The organism is Candidatus Accumulibacter propinquus, assembly GCF_056856495.1.
The window spans coordinates 1-24392 of sequence record NZ_JBSEHC010000001.1 but is presented as its reverse complement, the minus strand read 5'-3'; the positions used below and the strand labels follow the sequence as shown (position 1 = coordinate 24392).

The 24392-nt window shown below is 60.6% G+C and carries 20 protein-coding genes; 3 read left to right on the top strand and 17 right to left on the bottom strand.

All coding sequences use genetic code 11. The features are described 5' to 3' along the window. Positions 1-48: 48 nt before the first annotated feature. Together AC15MQ_RS00100 and AC15MQ_RS00095 are read right to left on the bottom strand one after the other, a co-directional pair. The gene (locus tag AC15MQ_RS00100) at positions 49-822 is read right to left on the bottom strand and encodes a LytR/AlgR family response regulator transcription factor (RefSeq protein WP_287652903.1); all 774 of its coding nucleotides are present in this window, start codon (positions 820-822) and stop codon (positions 49-51) included. Beyond that, positions 822-1853, bottom strand: a complete 1032-nt coding sequence (locus tag AC15MQ_RS00095) for a sensor histidine kinase (protein ID WP_287652904.1) — start codon at positions 1851-1853, stop codon at positions 822-824. The genes AC15MQ_RS00100 and AC15MQ_RS00095 overlap by 1 nt, the downstream gene beginning before the upstream one ends. Before the next feature lie 61 nt (positions 1854-1914). Here AC15MQ_RS00095 and argH point away from each other — a divergent pair, with 61 nt between their 5' ends. Together argH and AC15MQ_RS00085 are read left to right on the top strand one after the other, a co-directional pair. Further along, the gene (gene argH, locus AC15MQ_RS00090; protein ID WP_483078991.1) at positions 1915-3312 is read left to right on the top strand and encodes an argininosuccinate lyase; all 1398 of its coding nucleotides are present in this window, start codon (positions 1915-1917) and stop codon (positions 3310-3312) included. A 4-nt stretch (positions 3313-3316) separates the two neighbouring features. After that, positions 3317-4603: a serine/threonine-protein kinase gene (locus AC15MQ_RS00085; RefSeq protein ID WP_287652907.1), complete on the top strand. Its 1287-nt coding sequence runs from the start codon at positions 3317-3319 to the stop codon at positions 4601-4603. 49 nt (positions 4604-4652) lie between these two features. On the opposite strand, the gene AC15MQ_RS00080 is transcribed toward AC15MQ_RS00085, so the two are convergent. The 15 genes from AC15MQ_RS00080 to AC15MQ_RS00010 all read right to left on the bottom strand — a co-directional run bounded on the left by AC15MQ_RS00080 (position 4653) and on the right by AC15MQ_RS00010 (position 22682). After that, positions 4653-5186, bottom strand: a complete 534-nt coding sequence (locus AC15MQ_RS00080) for a hypothetical protein (protein WP_350495689.1) — start codon at positions 5184-5186, stop codon at positions 4653-4655. 99 nt (positions 5187-5285) lie between these two features. Next, positions 5286-5609 carry a Grx4 family monothiol glutaredoxin gene (grxD, locus tag AC15MQ_RS00075; RefSeq protein ID WP_287652958.1) on the bottom strand — a complete coding sequence of 108 codons (324 nt, stop codon included), beginning with the start codon at positions 5607-5609 and terminating at the stop codon, positions 5286-5288. 71 nt (positions 5610-5680) lie between these two features. Then, the gene (gene prmC, locus AC15MQ_RS00070; protein WP_483078990.1) at positions 5681-6550 is read right to left on the bottom strand and encodes a peptide chain release factor N(5)-glutamine methyltransferase; all 870 of its coding nucleotides are present in this window, start codon (positions 6548-6550) and stop codon (positions 5681-5683) included. Continuing rightward, positions 6534-7616 carry a peptide chain release factor 1 gene (prfA, locus tag AC15MQ_RS00065; RefSeq protein WP_483078989.1) on the bottom strand — a complete coding sequence of 361 codons (1083 nt, stop codon included), beginning with the start codon at positions 7614-7616 and terminating at the stop codon, positions 6534-6536. Before prfA ends, prmC begins: the two co-directional genes overlap by 17 nt. 69 nt (positions 7617-7685) lie before the next feature. Continuing rightward, positions 7686-8948, bottom strand: a complete 1263-nt coding sequence (gene hemA, locus AC15MQ_RS00060; protein ID WP_483078988.1) for a glutamyl-tRNA reductase — start codon at positions 8946-8948, stop codon at positions 7686-7688. Between the two features lie 31 nt (positions 8949-8979). Further along, positions 8980-11871, bottom strand: a complete 2892-nt coding sequence (locus tag AC15MQ_RS00055) for a bifunctional diguanylate cyclase/phosphodiesterase (RefSeq protein ID WP_483078987.1) — start codon at positions 11869-11871, stop codon at positions 8980-8982. 63 nt (positions 11872-11934) lie between these two features. After that, positions 11935-13086 carry a TonB-dependent receptor gene (locus AC15MQ_RS00050; protein WP_483078986.1) on the bottom strand — a complete coding sequence of 384 codons (1152 nt, stop codon included), beginning with the start codon at positions 13084-13086 and terminating at the stop codon, positions 11935-11937. A gap of 28 nt (positions 13087-13114) precedes the next feature. Beyond that, complete coding sequence (locus AC15MQ_RS00045) at positions 13115-13585, bottom strand: substrate-binding domain-containing protein (RefSeq protein ID WP_287652920.1); 471 nt, start codon at positions 13583-13585, stop codon at positions 13115-13117. Between the two features lie 113 nt (positions 13586-13698). Further along, a complete protein-coding gene (locus AC15MQ_RS00040; protein ID WP_483078985.1) occupies positions 13699-14763 on the bottom strand; it encodes a sulfate/molybdate ABC transporter ATP-binding protein in 1065 nt (354 codons plus the stop codon). Positions 14764-14784: 21 nt separating this feature from the next. Then, positions 14785-15708, bottom strand: coding sequence for a sulfate ABC transporter permease subunit CysW (gene cysW, locus AC15MQ_RS00035; RefSeq protein ID WP_483078984.1), 924 nt, complete (start codon positions 15706-15708; stop codon positions 14785-14787). Further along, entirely contained in the window at positions 15705-16565 is an 861-nt protein-coding gene (cysT, locus tag AC15MQ_RS00030; protein ID WP_350497775.1) for a sulfate ABC transporter permease subunit CysT, read from the bottom strand. The genes cysW and cysT overlap by 4 nt, the downstream gene beginning before the upstream one ends. A gap of 63 nt (positions 16566-16628) precedes the next feature. Continuing rightward, positions 16629-17633 carry a sulfate ABC transporter substrate-binding protein gene (locus tag AC15MQ_RS00025; protein WP_483078983.1) on the bottom strand — a complete coding sequence of 335 codons (1005 nt, stop codon included), beginning with the start codon at positions 17631-17633 and terminating at the stop codon, positions 16629-16631. Between the two features lie 156 nt (positions 17634-17789). After that, on the bottom strand, positions 17790-19037 hold the full coding sequence (gene pbpG, locus AC15MQ_RS00020) for a D-alanyl-D-alanine endopeptidase (RefSeq protein ID WP_483078982.1): 1248 nt from the start codon (positions 19035-19037) through the stop codon (positions 17790-17792). A 118-nt stretch (positions 19038-19155) separates the two neighbouring features. Then, positions 19156-20289 carry a patatin-like phospholipase family protein gene (locus tag AC15MQ_RS00015; RefSeq protein WP_287652929.1) on the bottom strand — a complete coding sequence of 378 codons (1134 nt, stop codon included), beginning with the start codon at positions 20287-20289 and terminating at the stop codon, positions 19156-19158. Positions 20290-20381: 92 nt separating this feature from the next. Then, on the bottom strand, positions 20382-22682 hold the full coding sequence (locus AC15MQ_RS00010) for an NADP-dependent malic enzyme (protein WP_287665094.1): 2301 nt from the start codon (positions 22680-22682) through the stop codon (positions 20382-20384). 362 nt (positions 22683-23044) lie between these two features. On the opposite strand from AC15MQ_RS00010, the gene AC15MQ_RS00005 reads away from it, so the two are divergent. Beyond that, a partial coding sequence (locus tag AC15MQ_RS00005) for a phosphoenolpyruvate carboxykinase (GTP) (RefSeq protein WP_483078981.1) occupies positions 23045-24392 on the top strand: 1348 nt, incomplete at its 3' end.

The following is a 24392-nucleotide window of genomic DNA, read 5'->3' as shown; positions in this document are numbered from 1 at the left end:
GCGTTCCCTGGATCGCCGTCAGATAGGCCAGAAGGTCATCGAAGGGGATCAGGAACCCGATCGGCGCACGTAGGACTTGAGCAGTGGCCATTGCCGGCGACTAATCGGCAGGCGCTCCGGAATATCGCGCAGCAGGGCCTGCCACTGCGTCTCGGCATCGTCGGTACCACTCTTCTCGAACCCGATGATCGCTTCCCTGGCGGCCAACACACTGCGGTGCAGGCGGATGAACTGCTCGCCAAACTCGTGTTCGAGGTGCGTCAGCGACTCGTCGAGCAGGTATTCACGGTCACGCGTACGGGCCATGACGTACTTCAGGTCAGCCTTGAGAAAGAGGATGGTGGCGACCGGAATCAACAGCAAACGACCACGCTCGTGGTACGAGAGGTGCGTACGCGGACCTTGCGCCAACCGCACCAGCCGGTCTGGGTCAAGCGGTCGGCTTTGCGGGACTTTCTGCAGAGCGGCAAGCAAACGCGGTGCCCGCACCGGTTTCAGGAGATAATCTACGGCATTGAGTTCGAAGGCGCGCACGGCGTAAACATCAAAGGCGGTCACAAAAATCACCGCCGGTGGATGCTCGAGTTGCGACAGATGATGGGCCAGTTCAATTCCATCCATACCCGGCATGCGGATGTCCACCAGCGCCACGTCAACGCCACCGCCATCGATCGCGGCCAGAGCGCGCAAGCCGTTGTCTGCTTCGGCAACGATTTCGTTCGGCAACTCGTGCGCGATATCGGCCAACAGGTCACGCAGGCGCGCACGCGCCGGTCCTTCGTCGTCGACGATGATCACTGACAGTGTAGCGGCGTGGCTCATCAGGAACGAACGCGGCACGGTAGAACGATGCGCACCCGATATTCGAGCTGCCCGTCGGTCAATACGACCTGACCAGTGTCAATGCGTGCTTCCAGATCGTAGTACAACGCCAGGCGTTCGCGAATGTTGTCGAGCGCCATGTGATTGCCCCGCGAATGTTCGGCAGGGCCACCACAGGGATTCGCCAGATCGATGTGCAATTCGTCGCCGCTGCGTGTCACACGGATGCGGATCGTGCCGCGGGTTTCGGCGGGTTCGATGCCGTGATAAACAGCGTTCTCCAGCAGCGGTTGCACCAGCAGCGGCGGTACCTCGAGATCGTGCGGCAAGTCCGCCAGTTCCCATTCCACGTTCAGTCGCTCGCCAAGACGCAGCTTTTCGAGGTTCAGATACTGCCGACACAAGGCAATCTCTGCAGCCAGGGGAACCAGTTCCCGGTGGTCGCGCATGAGGGCACGAAAGAGTTCCGCCAACTCCTCCAGCGCCGACTCGGCCCGCCGGGGTTCCAGGCGAATCAGGGAGATCACGGCGTTGAGGCTGTTGAACAGGAAATGTGGCCGGATGCGTGCCGTCAGCGACTGCAGCCGTGCTTCTGCAAGCGCCGGCGACAGGGCGCTGGTGCGCAAGGCAAAGTAGTACAGCAGCGACCCTGCAGCCAGCCCTCCGAGCAGGCCGGCCCGCAACAGGCGCTGCCAACCGCCCTCGTCGAAGCCCAGCAATCGCCAGAGATGCGACCAGAGGAGCGCAGAACCGACGGCCAGTAGCAGCACCAACGCCCTCGCGACCCACACCGGACTGCGCCGCAAGGCGTTCCCCACTAGTGCCAGGACCGTCAGGTCGAAGAGCAGCAAGGGTTGCACCCACACCGCCATGTCGATGTAACGCTGCACGCTGTCGGTCACCCCATCGCTCTGCACCAGTGCCGCGATCAGGGCCAGCAGGTTCACCCCTAGCAGGCTGCGCAACATGACTCCGGCATTGCGAAAGTCCGGCAGGGGCTGCTTGCTCAGGTTTTGCTTTATACTTGCCATCACTCGAAGTGGCGCCTGTTCAAGGTTCTACGAGTGATTTTAGCCCAGGAACCTGTCCCTCATGAGCCAATCGGATTCTTCGCAGTACACGTGGGCCGGCCGTTTCTCGGAGCCGACCTCTGATCTCGTCAAGCGTTACACGGCTTCAGTCGCCTTCGACCAACGGATGTGGCGGCAGGACATTCGCGCCTCGCTCGCCCATGCAACGATGCTGGCCAGACAGGGCATCATCACTGCCGACGACCTCGCGGCGATCGAGCACGGCATGGCGCAGATCGTACGCGAAATCGAGGCCGGCTCGTTTGTCTGGTCGCTCGACCTCGAAGATGTGCACCTGAACATCGAGAAACGCCTGACAACGATCGTCGGCGATGCCGGCAAGCGCCTGCACACGGGCCGCTCACGCAACGACCAGGTCGCGACCGACATTCGCCTCTATCTGCGCGATGCCACTGACGACATCATCGCACTGCTGACCGAGTTCCAGATGCGGCTGCTGAATCTCGCCGAGCAGGAAGCGGCGACCGCGCTGCCCGGCTTCACCCACCTGCAGGTTGCTCAACCGGTAACCTTCGGGCATCACCTGCTGGCCTATTTCGAGATGACGCGCCGTGACAGCGAGCGCTTCACGGACTGCCGGCGGCGTATCAATCGCCTGCCCCTCGGCGCCGCGGCCCTCGCCGGTACGACCTACCCGATCGACCGCAAACTGGTCGCCGATCTCCTGGGTTTTGACGGCGTTTGTGAAAACTCGCTGGATGCCGTTTCCGACCGCGACTTTGCGATCGAATTCTGCGCCGCCGGCGCACTGTTGATGATGCATCTCTCGCGCCTGTCGGAAGAACTGGTGCTGTGGATGAACCCTTGTTTCGGCTTCATCACGCTTGCCGATCGCTTCTGCACCGGCAGTTCGATCATGCCCCAGAAGAAGAATCCTGACGTCCCCGAGTTGGCACGCGGCAAGACCGGCCGCGTCTATGGTCATCTGACGGCGCTGCTGACGCTGATGAAAGGCCAGCCCCTGGCGTACAACAAGGACAACCAGGAGGACAAGGAACCACTGTTCGACACGGTAGATACCCTCACCGATACGCTGCGTGTTTTTGCCGAGATGATTCCCGGCATCACCACCAGGCCCGAGCGCATGCGCGCCGCCTTGCTGCAGGGATTTGCCACCGCCACCGACCTCGCTGACTACCTGACCCGTAAAGGGCTGCCTTTCCGCGATGCGCACGCAGCCGTTGGCCTGGCGGTTCGCCGCGCCGAGCAGCGCGGAGTCGATCTGGCACAACTTTCGCTTGCCGAACTTCGGGAACTCTCGCCACTGGTAGATGACGACGTTTTTGCGGCATTGACGCTCGATGGCTCGCTGGCGGCGCGCAATCACATCGGCGGCACGGCCCCGGCACAGGTGTTGGCGGCAGTCGCCCGCGCCCGGATACCTGCTTCCGAGCGCTGAGCGCATGCAGAAGATCGGGAAATACGAACTTGTCCGAGAACTCGGCCGTGGTGCAACGTCCACAGTTTACCTCGGCAACGACCGTTTCACACAACGCCAGGTGGCGGTCAAGGTCGCCTTTCCGGACATTCTGAAGGACCCTCAACGCGGCCGCCTATACACGCATATCTTCCTCAACGAGGCGGCGCTGATCGGCAGGCTGTCACACCCGCATATCGTTCAGACATACGATGCCGTGGTCGACGACCACCTCTGCTACATTGTCATGGAGTATGTGGCGGGCGGCACCCTGGAGACGGTCTGCTCATCGGACGGCCTGTTGCCCTACGAGCGTGTCGTCGAGATCATTTTCAAGTGCACGCGAGCGCTCGATTTCGCTTTCCGGGCCGGCATCACGCATCGGGACATCAAACCGGCAAATATCCTGTTCACCGGTGTCGATCCGCGCCAGGGCGACATCAAGATTTCCGATTTTGGCGCCGCCATCATTGGCTCACCCGAACGTACACTGGTGCTGGGAATCGGGTCACCAGCTTACATGTCGCCACAACAGGTGCGCGATCAAGCGCTCGATCACCAGACGGACATTTACTCTCTCGGCGTGGTCATGTATCAGTTGCTTACCGGGAAACTGCCTTTCCAGGCTCGCAACAGCTATGACCTTATCTACCAGATCATCAACGCCGAGCCACGCAGGCCTTCGGCGCTGCGCAGTGACATCCCGGCTTCGCTTGACGCCATCGTCGCACGTGCGATGAACAAGAAACTCAACAAACGCTACGCCAACTGGACGGAATTCGCACACGATCTGGCTCAGGCCTTCCGTGACAGGAGACTGAGCCTGCCCGCAGACCAGATGGCTGATTTCGAAAAATTCGACACGCTGCGCTCGTTCGCCTTCTTTGCCGACTTCTCCGATGTCGAAATCTGGGAAGTGGTGCGTTTTTCCGAATGGAGTCACGTTTCACCCGGTGCGATGATCATCGAGGACGGCATGCCTGGCGACTGCTTCTATTTTCTTGCCGAAGGGGAACTCAAAGTCCTCAAGAACGGCATGATCCTTGACCTGCTGACGACCGGCGAGTGCTTTGGTGAGATGGCGGTAATCGGCAAGGCGACACCCAGACGTGGTGCCGACGTTGTCGCAATGACCGATACCAAGCTGGTCAGGGTTGCGGGCAGTGCCTTGCAGAGTTCTTCGCAAGCCTGCCGAATGCACTTCTACCAGTCTTTCCTCGGCGTTCTCAGCGAACGCCTGAGTTCAGCCAACGTTCGCCTTGTGACTTTCTGAGAGCCTGACACGACCGACCCTGGAGGGCAAGCGGCAAAACAAACTGGTGCTAATGGCCACAGAATGGCGCCACTCCGTCGAATCCGCTCAGGTCTGGCCTTTGATATGCCGTGCGGACGATGCCGGAAGTAGCGTCGAACAGCACATCCAGACGCGCGAGCTGATTCCAGCTATCGCAGTATCGCCATTCCCAGACCAGTTCGTCGCGCGCCTTGAAGTAGTTGGTCCACTGCGGGACAGACGGACCGATCAGGCGCAACACGGACTCCTTGTTGCTCTTCCCGGGTTCGATACGTGCGAAATGCTCCATGTCCAGTACCGCCTCAATACGCTGCAGTCGTCCGTCGGGTGCAACGAAGACCATGAAGGTCTGACTCCCTGCCGGCCCGCGTGGATAAGCCAACTGCTGGCTGCCATCAGCATCCCGCCAGTTCATGGCCGGTTGGCCCATCGTCGCCAACACCTCGGGCAAGGTCGCCACTCCTGGCTCCAGGCCTCGGCCACCATAACTGGCGCAAGCGGAAAGCAGCCACAAGCCCGGCAAGAACTGGAGATAGTGCCATACCACACGTCCGGTTTTCATCGCCCTCTCCCGCCTTCCGAATTGCTCGCGCCCATTGCAGTACAGACCTTGTCACGATGCCCGAACACGCGGCGCCGCTGCGAACAGCCGGCCCGCCGCTCAGGCCCGACCGACCGCACCGTCCAGCAGTTTCTGCAACTCCCCGTCTTCATACATTTCGCGCATGATGTCGCAGCCACCGACGAACTCGCCACGCACGTACAGTTGCGGGATGGTTGGCCAGTTGGCATATTCCTTGATGCCGCTACGGATTTCCGCATCTTCCAGGACATTCACGCTCAGGAAGTTCGACACGCCGCAGGCTTTCAGAATCTGCACCGTGACCGCGGAAAAACCGCATTGCGGAAACTGTGGCGTCCCCTTCATGTAGAGCACCACCGGGTTGTTGGTGACCTGTTCCTTGATCAGTTGCTGCACGTCCATCATCAAACCTCGTCAGTCCATAGTTGATTAAAACAATCGGGAATAAGTGTACCGGTTGGTAATGCCCATCGTCAACGCCAGCGGCCGCCGCTGACCCGTTCAATCCCGGACAGGTCGTGCCAGGAGGCCACCTCGGCAAACCCTGCCTGATGGAGCAGCTTGCGTACTGCTGCGGCCTGATTGTACCCGTGTTCGACCAGCAGCCAACCGTCGCGGTACAGGTGTCGTGCGGCGCCGCCAACGATCACCCGGATGCAGGCGAGACCATCGCCACCGGCCACCGCATCGGTCAGTGCCGTTTGCGGTTCAAAAGGCAGACCGTCCTGCAGCAAATGCGGATCACCTTCAGCAACGTAAGGTGGATTGGCAACGATCAGGTCGAAACACTCTACAGCCAGCGGCGAGTACCAATTACCAGCAAGAAAGCGAACCGCAGCGGCGTGCCGCTCGGCGTTCAGGCGGGCCACTTCCAATGCTGACTGCGACAACTCGACCGCCGTGATCAATGCCTTGGGACACAGACACTTGAGGGTCACCGCGACCACACCCGAACCGGTCCCCAGATCAACGATGCGCGGCCGAGGCAGGGATTCGATCCTTTCGATCGCCAGGTCGACCAACCGCTCCGTATCCGGGCGTGGAATCAACACCGCCGGGGAAACCAGAAAACGGCGCCCATAAAATTCGGCAGAGCCCAGCAGGTATGCCAGAGGTTCGCCTGCGGCACGCCGCCGGACGAGCGCAACAAGTCGATCGAACTGCGCCGCCGACAGCGCTCGCTCGGGATGTGCAATCAGATCGGCATGCGTACAATCCGCCACGTATTCGACGAGCAAACGCGCATCCAGGCGATCGACGCTCTGGCTGGCCAGCCGCCAGGCCTCTCCGATACCGGTCAGCACACGCTGTCGCTCGCCGCTGCCCTCACTCGCCTTCTGCAAGCATGGCCAGTTGATCGGCCTGATGCTCAGCGGTCAGAGCGGCAATGAGGTCGTCGAGATCACCGTCCATGACCGCTTCGATCTTGTACAAGGTCAGGTTGATACGGTGATCGGTCACGCGCCCCTGCGGAAAATTGTACGTCCGGATGCGCTCGGAGCGATCACCGCTGCCGATCAGATTCCGGCGCGCCGAGGCAATACTCGCGTGCTGCTCGCGCTCCTGCATGTCCCGGATGCGCGCCACCAGCACGGATAGCGCCTGCGCCTTGTTCTTGTGCTGCGATCGATCATCCTGGCATTCGACGACGATACCCGTCGGCAGGTGGGTAATGCGCACTGCCGAATCGGTCTTGTTGATGTGCTGTCCTCCCGCACCCGAAGCGCGGTAGGTATCGACGCGAATCTCTGCCGGGTTGATCTGCACTTCCTCCAGGGCGTCCGCCTCGGGCATCACCGCCACCGTGCAGGCTGAAGTATGGATGCGGCCTTGCGTCTCGGTATCGGGCACACGCTGCACGCGATGACCACCCGACTCGAACTTCAAGCGTGAGTAAACGCCATTGCCGATGACGCGCGCAATGACTTCCCGATACCCCCCAAGATCCGAAGGACTGGCGGAAATCACTTCCACCTGCCAATGCCTTCGCTCGGCGTAGCGCACATACATGCGAAACAGATTACCGGCAAACAGCGCCGACTCGTCACCGCCCGTACCGGCGCGGATCTCCAGAAAAACATTGCGGTCGTCATGAAGATCCTTGGGCAGCAGGAGTTTCTGCAGGTCTGCCTCGATTTGCGGCAGCCGCTCCCTGGCAGTGGCCACTTCCGCTTCGGCCAACTCCCGCATCTCCGGGTCGGCCAGCATCTCGATTCCCGACAACAGGTCCGTCTGGGTCTGCCGCCAGACCTGGTAGAGAGCGACAACCGGACCAAGCTCGGCGTGTTCGCGAGACAGCCTGCGGTACTCGTCCATGTCTTGTGTCGCCTGGCCGCTGGCCAGCATGCGGTCGAGTTCGTCGAGGCGCCCGGTCAACTGCTCAAGTTTGTCGCTAATGCTTGGGTTCATTGGAATATCGCTTCAAACACGACGGCAGGGAAAAACCGGCGAGGAGATACCCTGCGCCGCTGGAATCCGCTACTCGCCGAGGTGGAAATCCGGGTGCAGGTGGAAGAGGTGGGCCACCACTGACTGCAACTCGTCGCGACCACCTCCGGCCTGGGTCAGAGCCTGCGTCGGTGCGTGCAGGAACTTGTTGGTCAGGCGGTGCGAAAACTGTTCAAGCACGCGTGCAGGATCTTCGCCCTTGGCCAGCAACTTCAACGCGTGCTCGACTTCGTGCCGGCGGGCACGCTCTGCGGCATCGCGCAGCGAACGGATGACCGGGACTGTACCACGCGTTGCCATCCAGCGCAGGAATGCGTCGACCCGCTGGGCGATGATCGCTTCCGCGTCCACCACTGCCGCCTGGCGCGACTCCAGGCCCGACTCGACCACCTGCGCAAGATCATCGACCGTATAGAGAAAGACATCGTCCAACTCGCCGACCTCAAGCTCGACGTCACGGGGCACCGCGAGGTCAACCATGAACACGGGGCGGTGACGTCGCAGCTTGATGGCGCGCTCGACCATACCCAGGCCAATGATCGGCAACGGACTGGCCGTGCACGAAACGACGATATCGAACTGCCACAGTCGCTCGCCAAGTTCCTCCAACCTGATCGCCGTGCCGCCAAGGCGATCAGCCAGTGCCAGGCCCCGCTCAACCGTTCGGTTGGCGACGACCACCTGCTTCGGGTGCTGTGCCGAAAAATGCCTGGCGCACAATTCGATCATTTCGCCGGCACCAATGAAAAGAATCTTCTGGTCAGCGATACGCTCGAAGATACGCTCGGCCAGGCGCACGGCGGCGGCAGCCATGGACACAATATTTGCACCGATCGCCGTCGTCGAGCGAACCTCCTTGGCAACCGCGAAAGCGTGCTGGAACAGCTTGTGCAGGGTTGTGCCGAGCGTACCCGCCTCTTCGGCCAGGCGGACAGCTTCCTTCATCTGGCCGAGGATCTGCGGCTCCCCCAGCACCATCGAATCGAGCCCGCTGGCCACACGAAAAGCATGCCGCACCGCCGCCCGCTCGGGATAGGTGTAGAGATAGGGCTCGATCTCCTGGCGTGGCAGACGGTGATACTCGGCCAGCCATTGCGCAGCCGTCTCCGGGACGTCGGTGGCGAAATAGACTTCCGTCCGGTTGCACGTCGAAAGAATTGCAGCCTCGTGCACCGGCGTACAGCGCTTCAGGTCGGTGAGCGCCTGCTGCACCCTCTCGGCATGAAAAGCCACCTGCTCGCGAACCGAAAGTGGCGCTGTATGGTGATTGATACCGAGGGTAAACAGCGCCATGCGTGGAAGACGTTGGGAGAGGGATGACAAATCAACGGGCGATTATATCACCGGCTCCACGAGCTTCCCGGAGAGAGACCGATCCGGCCAGCAACGCCTGCTCCGGCAAGAGATCCTGCGCCGGCTTGCCGATGAAGTACCCCTGCGCGTAGTCCACGCCGTACGCGCGCAACAGGTTCAAGGCACGTTCGTCTTCGACGAATTCCGCCACCGTCTTCTTGCCGAAACCCCTCGCCACCTCGGCAAGCGCTTTCACGAACACCTGGTCGTCGGGACTGTCAACGAGCGTGCGCACGAACGAGCCATCGATCTTGACGTAATCCACCGGCAACTGTTTGATATAGTTGAAAGACGAAAACCCGACGCCAAAATCGTCGAGCGAAAAGGCGCAACCGAGTTCACGCACGGCTTCCATGAACGCGCGCGCAGCGGAAAAATCCGATACGGCAGCCGTTTCGGTGATCTCAAAGACGACATGGCCGGGCAACATCGGGCTACGCGACAATTCGTCGCGGATGAACGCAAGCAGCCGTGCATCGTTGATGCTGACACCGGAAAGGTTGATCGCAAACTTGTAATGCTGCCCTGCGGCGAACAATGCCAGCATCTTGTCGAACACCTGGTGGATCACGTAACGATCGATATCTCGAATCAAGCCACTGTTTTCGGCAACATCCATGAAAAGACCAGGCGGAATCAGCGACCCATCGTCCGAGCGCATGCGCACCAGCGCTTCGTAGTGACTGACCTGCCAAGCACGGATGTCGAGAATCGGCTGATAATAGACCAGCAAGCCGCCATCCGCGAGCGATCGGTTGATCATCTCCTCCCAGTACAGGCGGCTCTGCATCTTCTCCTGCACCCCTTCGCCCTCGGAATACAGATGCCAGCCGCTCCCGCCCTTTGATTTCGCTTGATACATCGCGATGTCGGCATTGGTGAGGAGTTGCTCGACATCCATCTTCGCCTCGGAAAAAACCACGATCCCTATGCTCGCGGAAACACGATGGCTGGCTCCCAATCCGGGGTACTTGATTTCCGCCAGTCGCTTGTTGATCTTCTCGGCGACCTGGATCGCACCATCACGATCACATTCGTGCAGAAGGAGGCCAAGTTCGTCGCCGCCGAGTCTTGCCAGCAGGTCGCTGGCGCGGGCCACACTGCCGACCTCATCGGCAACAATGCGCAACAGGGCATCGCCTGCCTGGTGGCCGCTGACATCGTTGACATACTTGAACGCATCCAGGTCGAGATAGAGCAAGGCGCCGTCATGCCCCAGACGGCGGGCGCTGAGCAGCGCCCGATCGAGTTGATACTGAAAATGCTGCCGATTGACCAGCCCTGTCAGCGGATCGTGCTCCGCCAGATAGCTGACGTGCGATTCGGCACGCTTGCGTTCGGTGTGATCAATCCCTACCGAGAGAATCGTCACCGCATCTTCGGGACGACCAGCGAGGCGTGAATGGTTCCACGTAATCTCGTACGACTGGCCGTTCGCACCGACCAGGACAGACTCCAACTGGACATGCTGGCGACCACCGGCGGCGATTCCCTGTACGGCCTGCTGAACAGCCAGGCCGGAAGATCCGTCCGACCCGACAAAATCGAAAAAGCGCTTTCCCAACAAATCGTCCTGCCCCCATCCTGAAAGCAGGCGACCATAGCGATTCAGGGTGAGTATGCGGCCGTCCGCCGACTGCGTGAGAATGATCACCTGTGCGGTATCGAGCAAGCTTCTGCTGAAATCGCGCTCAACCGATATCCGCCGCAACATGGCCTGGGTCTCGGCGGAATGCGCGGCCACCTCGTTCTCCAGCGTCTCCAGTCGATGCGACAAAGCAATCGCCGCCTCATCGAGGCTGTCGATTTCGTCGTCGACCAGACGCCGCGCGCGCGGAGCGATGCGCGCACGCGCCTCGACAAAGGCCCTCCTCCCGAGCAAGGGGATCGCGCGCACGGCCCGGGTCATGCGCTGCAGGGGCGCATGTACCAATAACGCCAGCAACAAGAGTGAGAGCAGTGAGGCCAGCAACTCACCTCGCAAGCGGTTCCAGACGGATTTTCGAATGTCGTCCAGGGCCTGATTCAGATCGTCGATAACGACCATGATTGCCGGCGACGTTGCGCCAAGCGGTGTGTCAAGAGCCATAAAGGACAACTCGAACTGCGCGCCATCGTAAGAGAGCAAGCGCCAAGCGCTGCCACCAGGCATCGGCGGAATCGCCTCGACCTGTTGGAGCAGCGGCAGATTGCGTTCGGCGTTGCTCAAACCGATCACCTGCAGACCCAGCCGCGGGAGAAAGTTCTTGTCTGCCGGAAGCCCGAGATGGGTTCCGGTCGGGACCAGAACGCCAAGATCCGCAGCCGACAAACGATTGAAGGAAACAATGACATCGGCCAGCGAACTTCCCAGGACCACTGCCCCGGCGACGCGACCTGCCGAGAGGATAGGTGCGGCGGCAAACTGCGTACACAGCTTCCGGCAACGCGTCCAGTGCATGGCTCGCTCGTTGGCGATCACCGTACGCACGTGCGCGTCCTGATCGACATCGTCCAGCGCGTCGGTGGTCCAGGTCGCCAGCGGCGGACCGTCCTTGGCGTAGAGTTGCAGCGAGTCGATGCCCAGATCAAGCTGCAGAACCGGCCAGTAACTGTCGAAGTGCTGTCGGAGCAACGCGTTCCCGGCGGCACGCTCGAACACCCCCACGCCAACCGAATCGAGGGCAGCCAACATGCCGGCGAGCGCCTGCAGGCGCAGCCCCACATCGCTGCGCAAGGCAAGGACTTCGGCAACGAGCCGCTGCCGGGTCGCGCCGCGCTGCGTTTCGAAGCGTGCCGTCAGATCCTCGAAATGTAGCCAGGACAGAGCGCCATTGACCGACAGCATCACCCCGCCCAGGGTCAACAGGATCTTCCACTTCAAACTCAGGAACCTGGAGCCCCTGCGCCTGCTTGGCAATGATGCACCTTCAGACATCTGTGGCTACTAGAAACGGAAAGACGCTTGCAGCATGAAGTTGTTCCAGTAACGGCGCAGTGCCTGGGGATTGGGATTGTCCTGAGACGCGAGGAAACCGGCACCGTCAATCTGATGCATTTCTGCGCGCAACATGAATTGCGGAGTCACGTCAAAACGCATGCCAAGCGTCCAGTCCCTGGCAAAACGAGTGAAACCCGGAACGCCAGTTGCGGCAGCGAACGCCTGACCGTCGCGATCATTCTTGTCGGCGTAATAGGCGTCGTAGCGCAACAGCGCCTCCCACTGGGGAGAAAGCCGGTAGGTTCCCTGCAGGTAGTAACTCTGCCCATCCTGTTTTCCATTGTAGAAGAATGGTCCAAATTCCTTGATCGTCGATCGACGCATGGCGTACTCGCCGGTCAGACTCCAGTTTTCGGCGTTGTACTGACCCGAAAAGATCAACGGCACAAGCCTGAGCTTGCCGGCCTGCAAGCGATCTGCAAAGCCCGGCTTGTAACTCAGATCAACACGCAAGGTGGTAAAAGCCAGGCGATACTTTGCCCCGGACCCTTCATAGATCACCTGTAGATCCGGCGCCAGACTGGACTCCATACTCCCCGGCCGATTCAGGCCAACCAGGGGCACCTTGGTAGCGTCAGTACCGGTTTCTGGCAGGCCATAGGCAAAACTGGCGGACAGACTCCCGGCCTCGCCGTAAGCCTCGGCGTAGATCTCGGCGCCATCGGCAGAAACGGTCAGATTGCGCGTTCGATCAAAATAGATCGATTGCGGCAGAATGATGCTTGGGCGAGTAAACGGCACGTCGCGGGTCTTGTTGTACAAGCCATAACTTGTCTTGATCCGACCCATACGAAGACCCGCGCGGCCCTGCTCGCGCGCCCAGGCTGTCCAATCGAGCAGACCATAGTCGAGGCGCGCGCCATCATCAGTATCGCCAGCCCTGCGCCAGAGTACTTCGGCAGCCAGTTGCAGTTCCGGAGTCAGACGCCACGACGCATTCACTCCGACTTCCGAAAAATCCTTGCTGATCCGGTCATCGCTGTGCCCGAAGAAGTTGTTGTCGGTGGTGTTAACCAGACCCAGCGAGAGGAACCCGTGCAACTGAAAATCGCTGCCGAGCAGGTCCAGCGCACGCGCCTCCGTGCTGCACAGCGACACTGCGCCCAGTAGCGCGAAACAGGCAGTTCTAGCGAATCCTGAGCACACGTACATTCTGATTCACCTCACTCGCCTTGACGTAACCGATCGCTCCAGGGGTGGAGGCAATTCGCGACAACATCTCCTGCGTTGAACCCAGTTGCTCGGGGTATTGCCCCTGCCCCGAAAAAACCTGGCGATCCCAGGCCATGCGCAACTGGTGTGGGAACACCTGCAGCACGGTCTTGCTGAAGGTCGCATGCTCGGGCGAATCATCTTTGAGAACAAAGACCTTGACCGGAGTATCGGCTGGCCATTTCTGCAGGCGCATGCCCAGGATGGCACGCAAGGAAGCCCTGGGGATGCTCTCTTCACTGGTCGCCGGGTAGGCGATGGCGACCATTACCGGCTCAGCGGTCTGGGCACACGCCACGGTGAACAGCAGGACGTTCGCCAGCATGCCGAGCAGCACCGCTCGCATCAACGAAGTCGCGAATTTAATGGCAAGAAGCGTTTCCATCACGGCGCATCCTACCAGACAAAGGGGGCGGTAAAGGGGGCGGCAAAGCTCTCTTCCTCAGACACGACAGGGTTGGCCGTGAATCACGCATACAACAGGCCAATTAGTGGAGCCTAAATCCCCGACCCTCCCTCTTCCATCGCCGCACTGGGCGCAGCAAATACCCGCACCTGCCGCGGTTTGAGCCACACCTGCTGGCCTTCGGCCAATGCCAGAACGGTAGCCCGCTCTCGCGTCAGTTCCACCTCGATCAATTCCGAAGCGTGCGTCAGTTCGACACGTACCAGCGGTCCGATGGGGTGAACTTCCTGCACCGTGGCTTCCAGGCTGCCGACCACCGGGCGGTGTTCGATCTCGATGTCATGCGGGCGGACGTAGGCCGTGGCTTCCCCTTCGGGCCCTCCACCGGCACGACCGACATCCGCCCACTCGCCGTGCACGCGGCTGTGAAAAACGTTGACGTTGCCGAGAAACTGATAGACGAAGGGTGAGGCCGGGTTCGAATAGACTTCGTCCGGAGAACCGATCTGCTCAATTCGTCCGCGGTTCATCACCACGACGCGATCAGCGACCTCCAGCGCTTCTTCCTGATCGTGGGTCACAAAGACGCTCGAAATGTGCATCTCGTCGTGCAGGCGTCGCAGCCAGCGACGAAGTTCCTTGCGCACCCTGGTGTCAAGCGCTCCAAAGGGCTCGTCTAGCAGCAATACCCTGGGCTCTACCGCCAGCGCGCGCGCCAGCGCGATTCGCTGACGCTGACCACCGGAAAGCTGCGAGGGGTAGCGATCGGCCAGCCAGTCGAGTTGGACGAGCTTGAGCAGGTCATTGACCCGTTGGCGGATCTCGGCCGCTGACGGCCGCACCTTTCGCGGTTTGACGCGCAGACCGAAGGCGACATTCTCGAACACCGACATGTGACGGAACAGGGCGTAGTGCTGGAAGACAAAACCGACGTTGCGGTCGCGAGCATGCACATGCGTCGCTTCCTCGCCTGCGAACAGCACCTGCCCGGCGTCTGCACTCTCCATCCCGGCGATGATGCGCAGCAGGGTCGTCTTGCCACAACCCGAGGGACCGAGCAGGGCGACGAGTTCGCCGGTCGGAATCTGCAGGTTGATGTCGTCCAATGCGACAAAGCCGCCAAAACGCTTGCTGATAGCGCGAATTTCAATGCTCATGGCCGAAATAGTCAGTTCGTTTCAGAAGTCGCCGCTTGCCGGCGACACGGGAGCAACAAGACTGCCCCTGCCAGGATTTCCTTCGGCCGGCAAGGCTTCCGCCAGCATTCGGGTTTCCCGGTGCATGCGCCATTCAACAATGCTCTTGGCGACCAGAGTCACCAGCGCCAGCAACGCCAGCACGGATGCCGAGGCGAAAGCACCCACCGCGTTGTACTCGTTGTAGAGGATTTCCACATGCAGCGGCAACGTATTGGTTTCGCCGCGAATATGTCCTGAAACTACAGACACCGCACCGAATTCACCCATTGCACGCGCGTTGGCAAGAATCACGCCGTACAGCAGGCCCCATGTGATGTTCGGCAGCGTCACCCGGCGGAACATCTGCCAGGCACTGGCACCGAGCGAGATGGCGGCTTCCTCCTCGTCCTTGCCCTGCGCCTGCATCAGCGGGATCAACTCGCGGGCAACAAACGGAAAGGTGATGAACAGGGTCACCACGATGATTCCCGGCAAGGCGAACACCACCTTGATGTCATGCGCCGCCAGGCTCGGCCCGAACAACCCCTGCGCCCCGAAGATCAGCAAAAAGACCAGACCCACCACTACCGGTGAAACGGCAAAAGGCAGGTCGATCAGCGTAATCAGAAGACTCTTGCCGCGGAAGTCGAACTTGGCAATTGCCCACGCCGCGGCCACACCAAAGGTAACGTTGAATGGCAGCACGGTGAGCGCGACCAGAAGCGTCAAAGCAATCGCGGACCGAGTTTCCGGGTCGTCGAGAGCCTCGATGTAGGCGCTCCAGCCAGCGCTCAGCGCCTCGACAAAGACCGCCAGCAAGGGCAAGGCAAGAAAGAAGAAAAGGAATCCCAGCCCGACACACAACAGCAGCACCCGCAACCAGCGCGGTTCAGTGTTGGCCCGGCGCAAAACGGGAGTGTTCACCGAATCTCTCCATCACTTGGCCCGTCTCCACGGTGACGACTCGCCGCCCACCACTGCAGTCCGTTGACCACCAGCAACATGACAAAGGAGATCATCAGCATGACCATGGCCAACGCTGTCGCGCCGACCACATCGTATTGCTCAAGCTTGGAGATGATCAATAGCGGAGTAATTTCGGAAATCAACGGCAGGTTGCCGGCGATGAAGATGACCGAGCCGTATTCCCCGATCGAACGCGAAAGGGCCAGCGTGAAGCCGGTCACGAGCGCCGGGAAAATTGCCGGCAGGAGGACCCGGCTGAAAGTCTGCAGGCGCGAAGCGCCGAGTGAGGCAGCGGCCTCCTCGACCTCCGGCTCAATGTCCTCGATCACTGGTTGCAGGGTACGCACGACAAACGGCAGGCCAATGAACGTCAGGGCAACGACAATTCCCAGAGGGGTGAATGCCACCTTGACGCCAACTGACTCCAGATGTCTGCCAATCCAGCCATTACCCGCATAAAGGGTAGCCAACGTGATTCCGGCAACCGCCGTCGGCAGAGCGAAAGGCAGATCGACGAGCGCATCGATGGCGCGCTTGCCGGGAAACGAATAGCGAACCAGAATCCAGGCCACGATCAGGCCAAAAAAAGCGTTCGCCGTTGCCGCCAGCAGCGAGGCACCGAAAGTCACCCTGTAGGACGCCAAAGCCCTTTCGCCGGAGGCGATCGCCCAAAATTCGGCAAGGCTGAGGTGGCTGGCCTTGAATGCCAGACCGGAAAGCGGCAGCAGGATAAGCAGCGACAGGTAGACGAGTGTGCAACCCAGCGACAGGCCAAAACCCGGCAACACTCTTGATCGTGAAGTGCTCGCAGACATCTGACCAATCGATAACCACGGAAAAGGCCACGCCGGAGGAGTGGCAGCGGCGGTACGGAAGAACTACTTCTGCTGGTAAATCTGGTCGAAACTGCCACCGTCCTTGAAGTGCGCGGGAAAAGCCTTGGCCCAGCCACCAAATACTTCATCGACCGTAAATGTCCTGATCGCGGGAAACTGCGACGCATATTTTTTCAGGGTCTCGGGGTTGCGCGGCCGCAGATAGTTCTGCGCGGCGGTTTCCTGACCAGGCGGCGACCACAGGTAATCGAGGTAAGCCTGCGCCAGTTTGCGGGTACCTTTCCGGTCGACCACCTTGTCGACGATGGCCACCGGGAATTCGCTGAGAATCGACACGGACGGATACACCACTTCGAACTCGCCCTTGCCGAACTCGCGAGCGATCAGTTCGGCTTCACTCTCGAAAGAAACCAGCACGTCGCCCATTTTGCGTTGCATGAAAGTCGTCGTCGCGTCGCGACCACCGGCGGCGAACAAAGGCGCGTTCTTCAACAGGCGTCCAACGAAATCCTGCGCCGCTCGCTCGTTGCCACCCGGTTGGTTGAGCGCGTAGCCCCATGCGGCAAGGTAAGTGTAACGGCCATTGCCCGTGTTCTTTGGATGCGGCAGGATGATTTGAACCCCCGGCCTGACGAGGTCTCCCCAATCCTTCAACGCTTTGGGGTTGCCCTTGCGGACAATAAAAACCATCGTCGACGTGTACGGCGAGGCATTGTTCGGGAATTTCCTCGCGTAGTCGCGTGCCACCAGCCCCTTCTCGGCGAGGAAATCGACGTCGGACGCCTGATTCATGGTGACCACATCGGCCTCCAGCCCATCAGCCACCGCGCGTACCTGCTTGCTCGAACCTGCGTGCGACTGTTTCAGCTCGATTGACTCCCCAGATACCGTCTTCCAGTGCCTCTGGAAGACCGGGTTGTAGTCCTTGTAGAAGTCACGGGAGACGTCATAAGAGACGTTGAGCAAGCTGTTGCCTTCCGCCAGCACCGAGAGGGCAAACAGGCTGAGCGCAACGGAGGTGAAGAACTGGCGTGTCGCGCGGAACATGTACTACTCCATCGGAGGCCGGGAAGGCAATCACTATAGCCAAGGGTACTAGAACTGCAAAGCAGCATTGTCTATTTATTAATACCTTATAGGAATATCGTGATGAATAAAGAAAAAGCCACGCCGCAGCGTGGCCCTTTCCTGCACAAAACCAGGTCAAACGCGCGTCGGCAACTTTCCGGAGGCGGACGCACTCTCCATCCAGCGCTTGATCCGATTGGCATCACCGATGCGGGTTTGTTTGCCGGCCGAGTCAAGCAGCACGATAACCACCGGTTTGTCCGCAACACGCGCCTGCATGACCAGACACTTGCCGGCTTCCTGAATGTAGCCGGTCTTCGACAAGCCAATTTCCCAGGTCGGGCTGCTGACCAGCTGATTGGTGTTGTGAAAGTCAAGGTCGCGACCCTTGACCTCCGCCCGCACACCTGGCGTCGTCGAAAACTCGCGGATCAAGGGATAGCGATGCGCGGCAGCGACCATGCGTGCCAGATCGTGGGCCGTGGAAACGTTATTGCTGTTCAGGCCGGTGGGATCCTCGAAATGCGAGCTGGTCATGCCGAGCGACATGGCCTTGCGGTTCATCGCCGCGACGAATGCCTGCAGGCCCCCGGGATAATGCCGTCCAAGGGCATTGGCTGCACGATTCTCAGATGACATCAACGCCAGCAACAAGGCCGTCTCGCGTGGGAGAACGGAGCCCACCTGCAGTCGCGAACGACTCCCGCGCAAATAGTCGACATCCTCGTCGCTGATCGTAATCGGCGCCTGCAGGTTGGGCATGCTGTCCAGCACAACCATCGCTGTCATGAGTTTGGTGATCGACGCGATGGGCACCACGGCGTTGGCATTCTTTTCGTAGAAGGGCTCGCCGCCGTCCTGCCCGATCACCAGAGCCGATCCCGACTGAACCGCCAGATGCCCGGGTTCCTGCCAGAGATCGGCATGGCTGGCGAACACCCTGGTGAGATTCCTCTTCTGTATCAAGCCAGCCTCGTGCGGCGCATACCTGCTGCCCTGAGCGACATGTGCCGATCCCGGATTCGCGGCTTGCGGCGTCTTCCTGTCCTTCCGGGCCAATACGGCGGGCTCGTCACGATGCGCCGCAGGCATGGCTTTGCCCTTGCGCGCCACCGGCTCAACCCGGCCACGATCAGCCACGGCCTTGGCCGTGCTACTAGGAGCCAGGACTTCACCCTTGCCCTTGTGCACGGCTGCCGTCTTGGCCGCACTCTTCGGCGCTGCCGCCTCGACCTTGCCTTTCTGTGCTACCGGTGTTACCGCACCCTTCTGTGATGTGATCTTGCCTTTCCCCTTCTCTGCCGCCTGCACAGACTCCATCGGGATCAACATCGTACCTACCACAGCACCCAACAACACCGCTGTTCTCAGCGTGATTCGCATTGCAAGCCTCCTACCTAACTCGATTGGCAACATTCTACAGCAGTCCATTGCCGGGACATCATAAATCATGAAAAATAAGGGCATAGACACGTTATATGATGTACCACATCATCCTCCTTCAGGATTCGAGAAAGGCACGGACGTCCTGCCGACGGGCCATGGCGTCCTGATAACCGAGATCCATCAACGCCCCGGTGTAGGACGGCTCGAAGAGCAGGTAGCTGGTGAGAGCACCACCCCGGCGATTCATCGCCCCCAGACCACGCAGCAGCGTTCTCACCGCCCACGGCAAGGCGCCGGCATGACCCGCGGCCAGGTAATCGAGCCGCTCAGACGGGGTGATGATCAGCGATTGCACCGGCCGCAATGCAAGCTCACCACTCGCCCGCAATTCATCCGGCACTTTCGCTAGGGTGCGGTTGATTCGTTCCATGCGCTCCACGTCAACCGCCAGGCTATCGAGAAAGATCGACGAGAGCGCGTGCCCGGCGATCTGTGCGAGGGTGGGATAGCGGCGCGAACTTTCCCGCTCCCCGGAGTCACGCATTTGCCCGACGCCTATGATCAGCACCTTCTCGGCTCCCAGGTGAATCGCTGGCGAAATTGGCGCCAACTGGCGCATTGAGCCGTCGCCGAAATACTCGCGATTGAGGTGCACGGCGGGAAAGAAAAAGGGAATCGCGCTTGATGCCAGCAGGTGTTCGACCGACAATTGCGTTCGGCAGCCGACGCGTTGCGTGCGCCGCCACCTCTGCACCTCGGGATGTGCCTGAAAAAAACTGACGCCATGCCCGGTGGCGTAGCCCGATGCGGTGATGCTTACCGCGTAGAGTGAGCCCTTGGTGATGGCGCGGGCAATATGGCGAAAATTCAGCTTCGCTTCGAGAAGTTGTCGCAAGGGCCGGTTATCGAGCAGGGAACGCGGACTGTGCCCCACCGCCCAGCCGAACAGCAGGGCGCCCAGCCAACGCCCGCCGGCAACGCTGATGCCAAACGGATCGGCCCGATAAATCTGCCCGGCGTGCATGTTGCGCCAGACATCCGCCAGCGCTTCGACGGCGGCGCCAAAATTGTGGGCATGGCATGCCAGCGTTGCGGCGTTGATGGCGCCGGCCGAGGTACCGCACAGAATCGGAAACGGATTGGCAGCGGACTCGCCAAGCAATTCGCGGATGGCCAGCAAGACGCCGACCTGGTACGCGGCACGCGCGCCGCCGCCGCCAAGAACCAGGGCTGTCCTGGTGTTCGCCATCCCGCGCCGTGGCTATCGGAATGGCGAAGCAGATGCCGTAGCGACCATTATCGGTCCACCTGCCGCACCCGCCGCATCTCTGAGCAAAGCCATCAGCGCTCGCTCATCAGCTTGTCGACCACCGTCAGGGCAGTCATGTTGACGATCCGTCGAACGGTCGCCGTCGACGTCAGGATATGCACGGGTTGCGCCGCGCCGAGCAGGATCGGGCCAATCGTCAGGTTGTCTCCGGAGGCAATCTTCAGCAGATTGAAGGATATGTTTGCCGCATCCAGCGTCGGCATGATCAGCAGGTTGGCCTGCCCCTTGAGGCGCGCGTCGCTGGGAAATACCCTTTGCCGAATGTGATCGTCGATGGCCGCATCGCCATGCATTTCGCCCTCCACCTCAAGGCGCGGTGCACGTTCCTTCAGCAGTCGCAAAGCCTCGCGCATCTTCAGCGCGGTCGGCGTATTCTCGGCACCGAACGAGGAGTGCGAAAGCAGGGCGACGCGCGGGGTCAAACCGAACCGCCGAACCTCATCGGCAGCCAGCAGCGTCATATCCACCAATTGCTCTGCCGACGGTTCGTAGTTGATATAGGTATCAGCCAGGAACAGCGTCCGATCGGGCAACAGCAACAGGCTCATCGCATACAGGTTGCGAACCCCAGGCGCCAGACCAATGGCATTCTCGACATACTCGCGATGCACGTCGTGGCGACCGAAGGTGCCGCAGATCAAACCATCGGCGTCACCCATGCGTACCATCATCGCCCCGAACAGCGAGGCACGACGGCGGACTTCGCGCCGTGCAAAGTCGACCGACACCCCCTTGCGTTCCATCAAGCGCCGGTACTCCCGCCAGTAAAGTTCGAAATGGTCATTGAAGAACTCGTTGTTGTCGGCGTAAACAATGTCAAAGTCGGCCCCCGGGCGGACCCGCAGATTCAGTGCCTCGAGCTTGCCGGTAATTTCATCGGGCTGGCCGATCAGGATCGGTCTGGCAATCCCTTCGTCGACGATCACCTGAACGGCACGCAGCACACGTTCGTCTTCGCCTTCCGCGAAGACGATGCGTCTGGGAGCCTGCTTGGCCTGCGAGAAGATCGGTTTCATGATCAGGCCAAAGTGATAGACGAACTCGTCGAGGCTCTCGCGATAGACGTCGATGTCCTTGATTGGCCTGGTCGCGACTCCGGATGCCATCGCTGCCGCGGCGACCGCTGGCGCAATCTTGCCGATCAGGCGCGGATCGAAGGGGTTCGGAATGAGATAATCCGGACCGAAATTGGCGACCTTCTCGCCGTACGCCTTGACTATCGCGTCCGACTGCTCGACACGCGCCAATTCCGAGATCGCCCGGACGGCGGCCAGTTTCATCGCTTCGGTGATGGTCGTAGCCCCGACGTCAAGGGCGCCACGAAAGATGAAGGGAAAACACAGCACGTTGTTGACCTGGTTCGGATAGTCCGAGCGACCAGTGGCGATGATCGCATCGCTCCGTACCGCCTTGACGTCTTCTGGCTTGATCTCCGGGTTGGGATTGGCCAACGCCATGATCAGTGGCAAAGGCGCCATCCGCGCCACCATCTCCGGCTTGAGAACCCCACCTGCAGACAGCCCGAGAAAGACATCGGCGCCATCGATGACCTCGCCCAATGTACGCGCGTCGGTCTGTTTGGCGTAGCGTCCCTTGATCTCGTCCATGTCCTCGATGCGACCCTCATAGACCAGCCCCTTGATGTCGGTCACCCAGATGTTCTCGACGGGGATACCCAGCATCACCAGCAGGTCCAGGCAAGCCAGCGCGGCGGCGCCAGCACCCGAGGTCACCACCTTGACCTGATCGAGTTCCTTGCCCTGCAGGAACAGGCCATTGAGAATCGCTGCGCCGACGACGATCGCCGTCCCATGCTGGTCGTCATGGAAGACAGGAATCTTCATCCGTTCGCGCAGTTTCTTCTCGACATAGAAGCATTCCGGCGCCTTGATGTCTTCGAGGTTGATGCCGCCAAAGGTCGGTTCCAGCGAAGCCACGATCTCCACCAGGCGGTCGGGGTCGCGTTCCTCGATTTCAAGGTCGAACACGTCGATATTGGCAAACTTCTTGAACAGAACCGCCTTGCCCTCCATCACCGGTTTGGCCGCCAGCGGGCCGATCGCACCGAGGCCAAGCACCGCCGTACCATTGGTAATGACGCCGACCAGATTGGCGCGCGCAGTCAGCGTACTGGCTTCGGCCGGGAAGGCCACAATCTCCTCGCAGGCCGCCGCGACGCCTGGCGAGTAGGCCATCGACAAGTCGTACTGGTTGGTCAGTTGCTTGGTTGGCTGTATCGACACCTTACCTGGTTTGGGATTGCGGTGATAGAACAGGGCGGCAGTTCGCAATTGATCCTTGGCTTTGTTCATGGCTTACTCTCCTGACAGAATATCGAGCCAAAGCAAATGCTTGCGGCTCGCCGACGGCCAACCAACGACCGCATTCGAGGTCTCGGCGCAGGCCCTTCGGTGGCGCTCGGCTTGCGCATCGATCGTTGGTGCAGATCGGACCTGTGGCATAATTACACAAACCTTGACATCCTTGTAGCAGCACCGCCTTGCATGCCGACCTCACCCCCAGTACTGGGCTTGTTTCTCCACAGCCGCGACCGACGCGTCACCACCGACGGGGCCGGATCGACGATTCCGGCTCCCGGCTTCTCTGGCAAGACTCTGCGCGCGCCGCGCCACGGTAACTTCTGCTTCTCTTCCTTCCTTCGAGAGTGCTTACCATGAACCAGACCGTTTCCATCAATGCCCCTGATTACGTCAAACATGAACGCCTGAAACAATGGGTTGCCGATATCGCTGCGCTCACCGAGCCAGCCGATGTCGTCTGGGCCGACGGTTCCCAGGAAGAGTACGACCGCCTGTGCGCTGAGTTGGTCGCCGCCGGCACCTTCGTCAAGCTCGCCAAGCGCAAGAACTCGTTCCTGGCTTTTTCCGACCCGTCCGACGTGGCGCGCGTCGAAGATCGCACCTACATCTGCTCCGAGAAGAAGGAAAACGCCGGCCCGACCAACAACTGGGAAGACCCGGCCAAAATGCGCGAACTCCTCGGCGGCCTGTTCAAGGGCTGCATGAAGGGCCGCACCATGTACGTGATTCCTTTCTCGATGGGCCCGATCGGGTCGCCGATCGCGCAGATCGGCATCGAAATCACCGACAGTGCCTACGTGGTGGTGAACATGCGCATCATGACCCGCATGGGCAAGGATGTATTCCCGGTACTCGGTACCGACGGTGTGTATGTCCCCTGCGTGCATTCGATCGGCGCGCCCAAGGAGCCCGGGCAGACAGACCCGCGCTGGCCGTGCAACCCGACCACCAAGTACATCGTGCACTATCCCGAAACCCGCGAAATCTGGTCATATGGCTCCGGGTACGGCGGCAATGCGCTGCTCGGCAAGAAGTGCCTGGCCCTGCGCATCGCATCAAACATGGCCCGTGATGATGGCTGGATGGCCGAGCACATGCTGATCCTCGGCGTCGAATCGCCGGCGGGCGCCAAACATTACGTCGCCGCGGCCTTCCCGTCGGCCTGTGGCAAGACCAACTTCGCGATGCTGGTACCGCCGAAGAGCCTGAGCGGCTGGAAAATCACCACCATCGGGGACGACATCGCCTGGATCAAGCCGCGCGTCGACAAGAACGGTACCACCCGCCTGTACGCGATCAACCCGGAAGCTGGATTCTTCGGAGTTGCCCCAGGCACCAACGATACGACCAACTTCAATGCCATGGCCTCCCTGGCCGAAAACACCATCTTCACCAACGTCGCTTTGACCGACGACGGCGACGTCTGGTGGGAAGGCATGGGTCCCGCACCGGCACATGCCATCGACTGGCAAGGCAATGACTGGACGCCTGAAATCGCCAAGGAAAAAGGCACCAAGGCAGCGCACCCGAACTCCCGCTTCACTGCCCCCGCCGCGCAATGCCCCTGTATCGACGACCAATGGCAGAGCACCGAAGGCGTACCGATTTCCGCGTTCCTGTTCGGTGGCCGCCGCGCCTCGACCGTACCGCTGGTGTGCCAGACCCTGGACTGGGATCACGGTGTGTACGCCGCCGCCACGC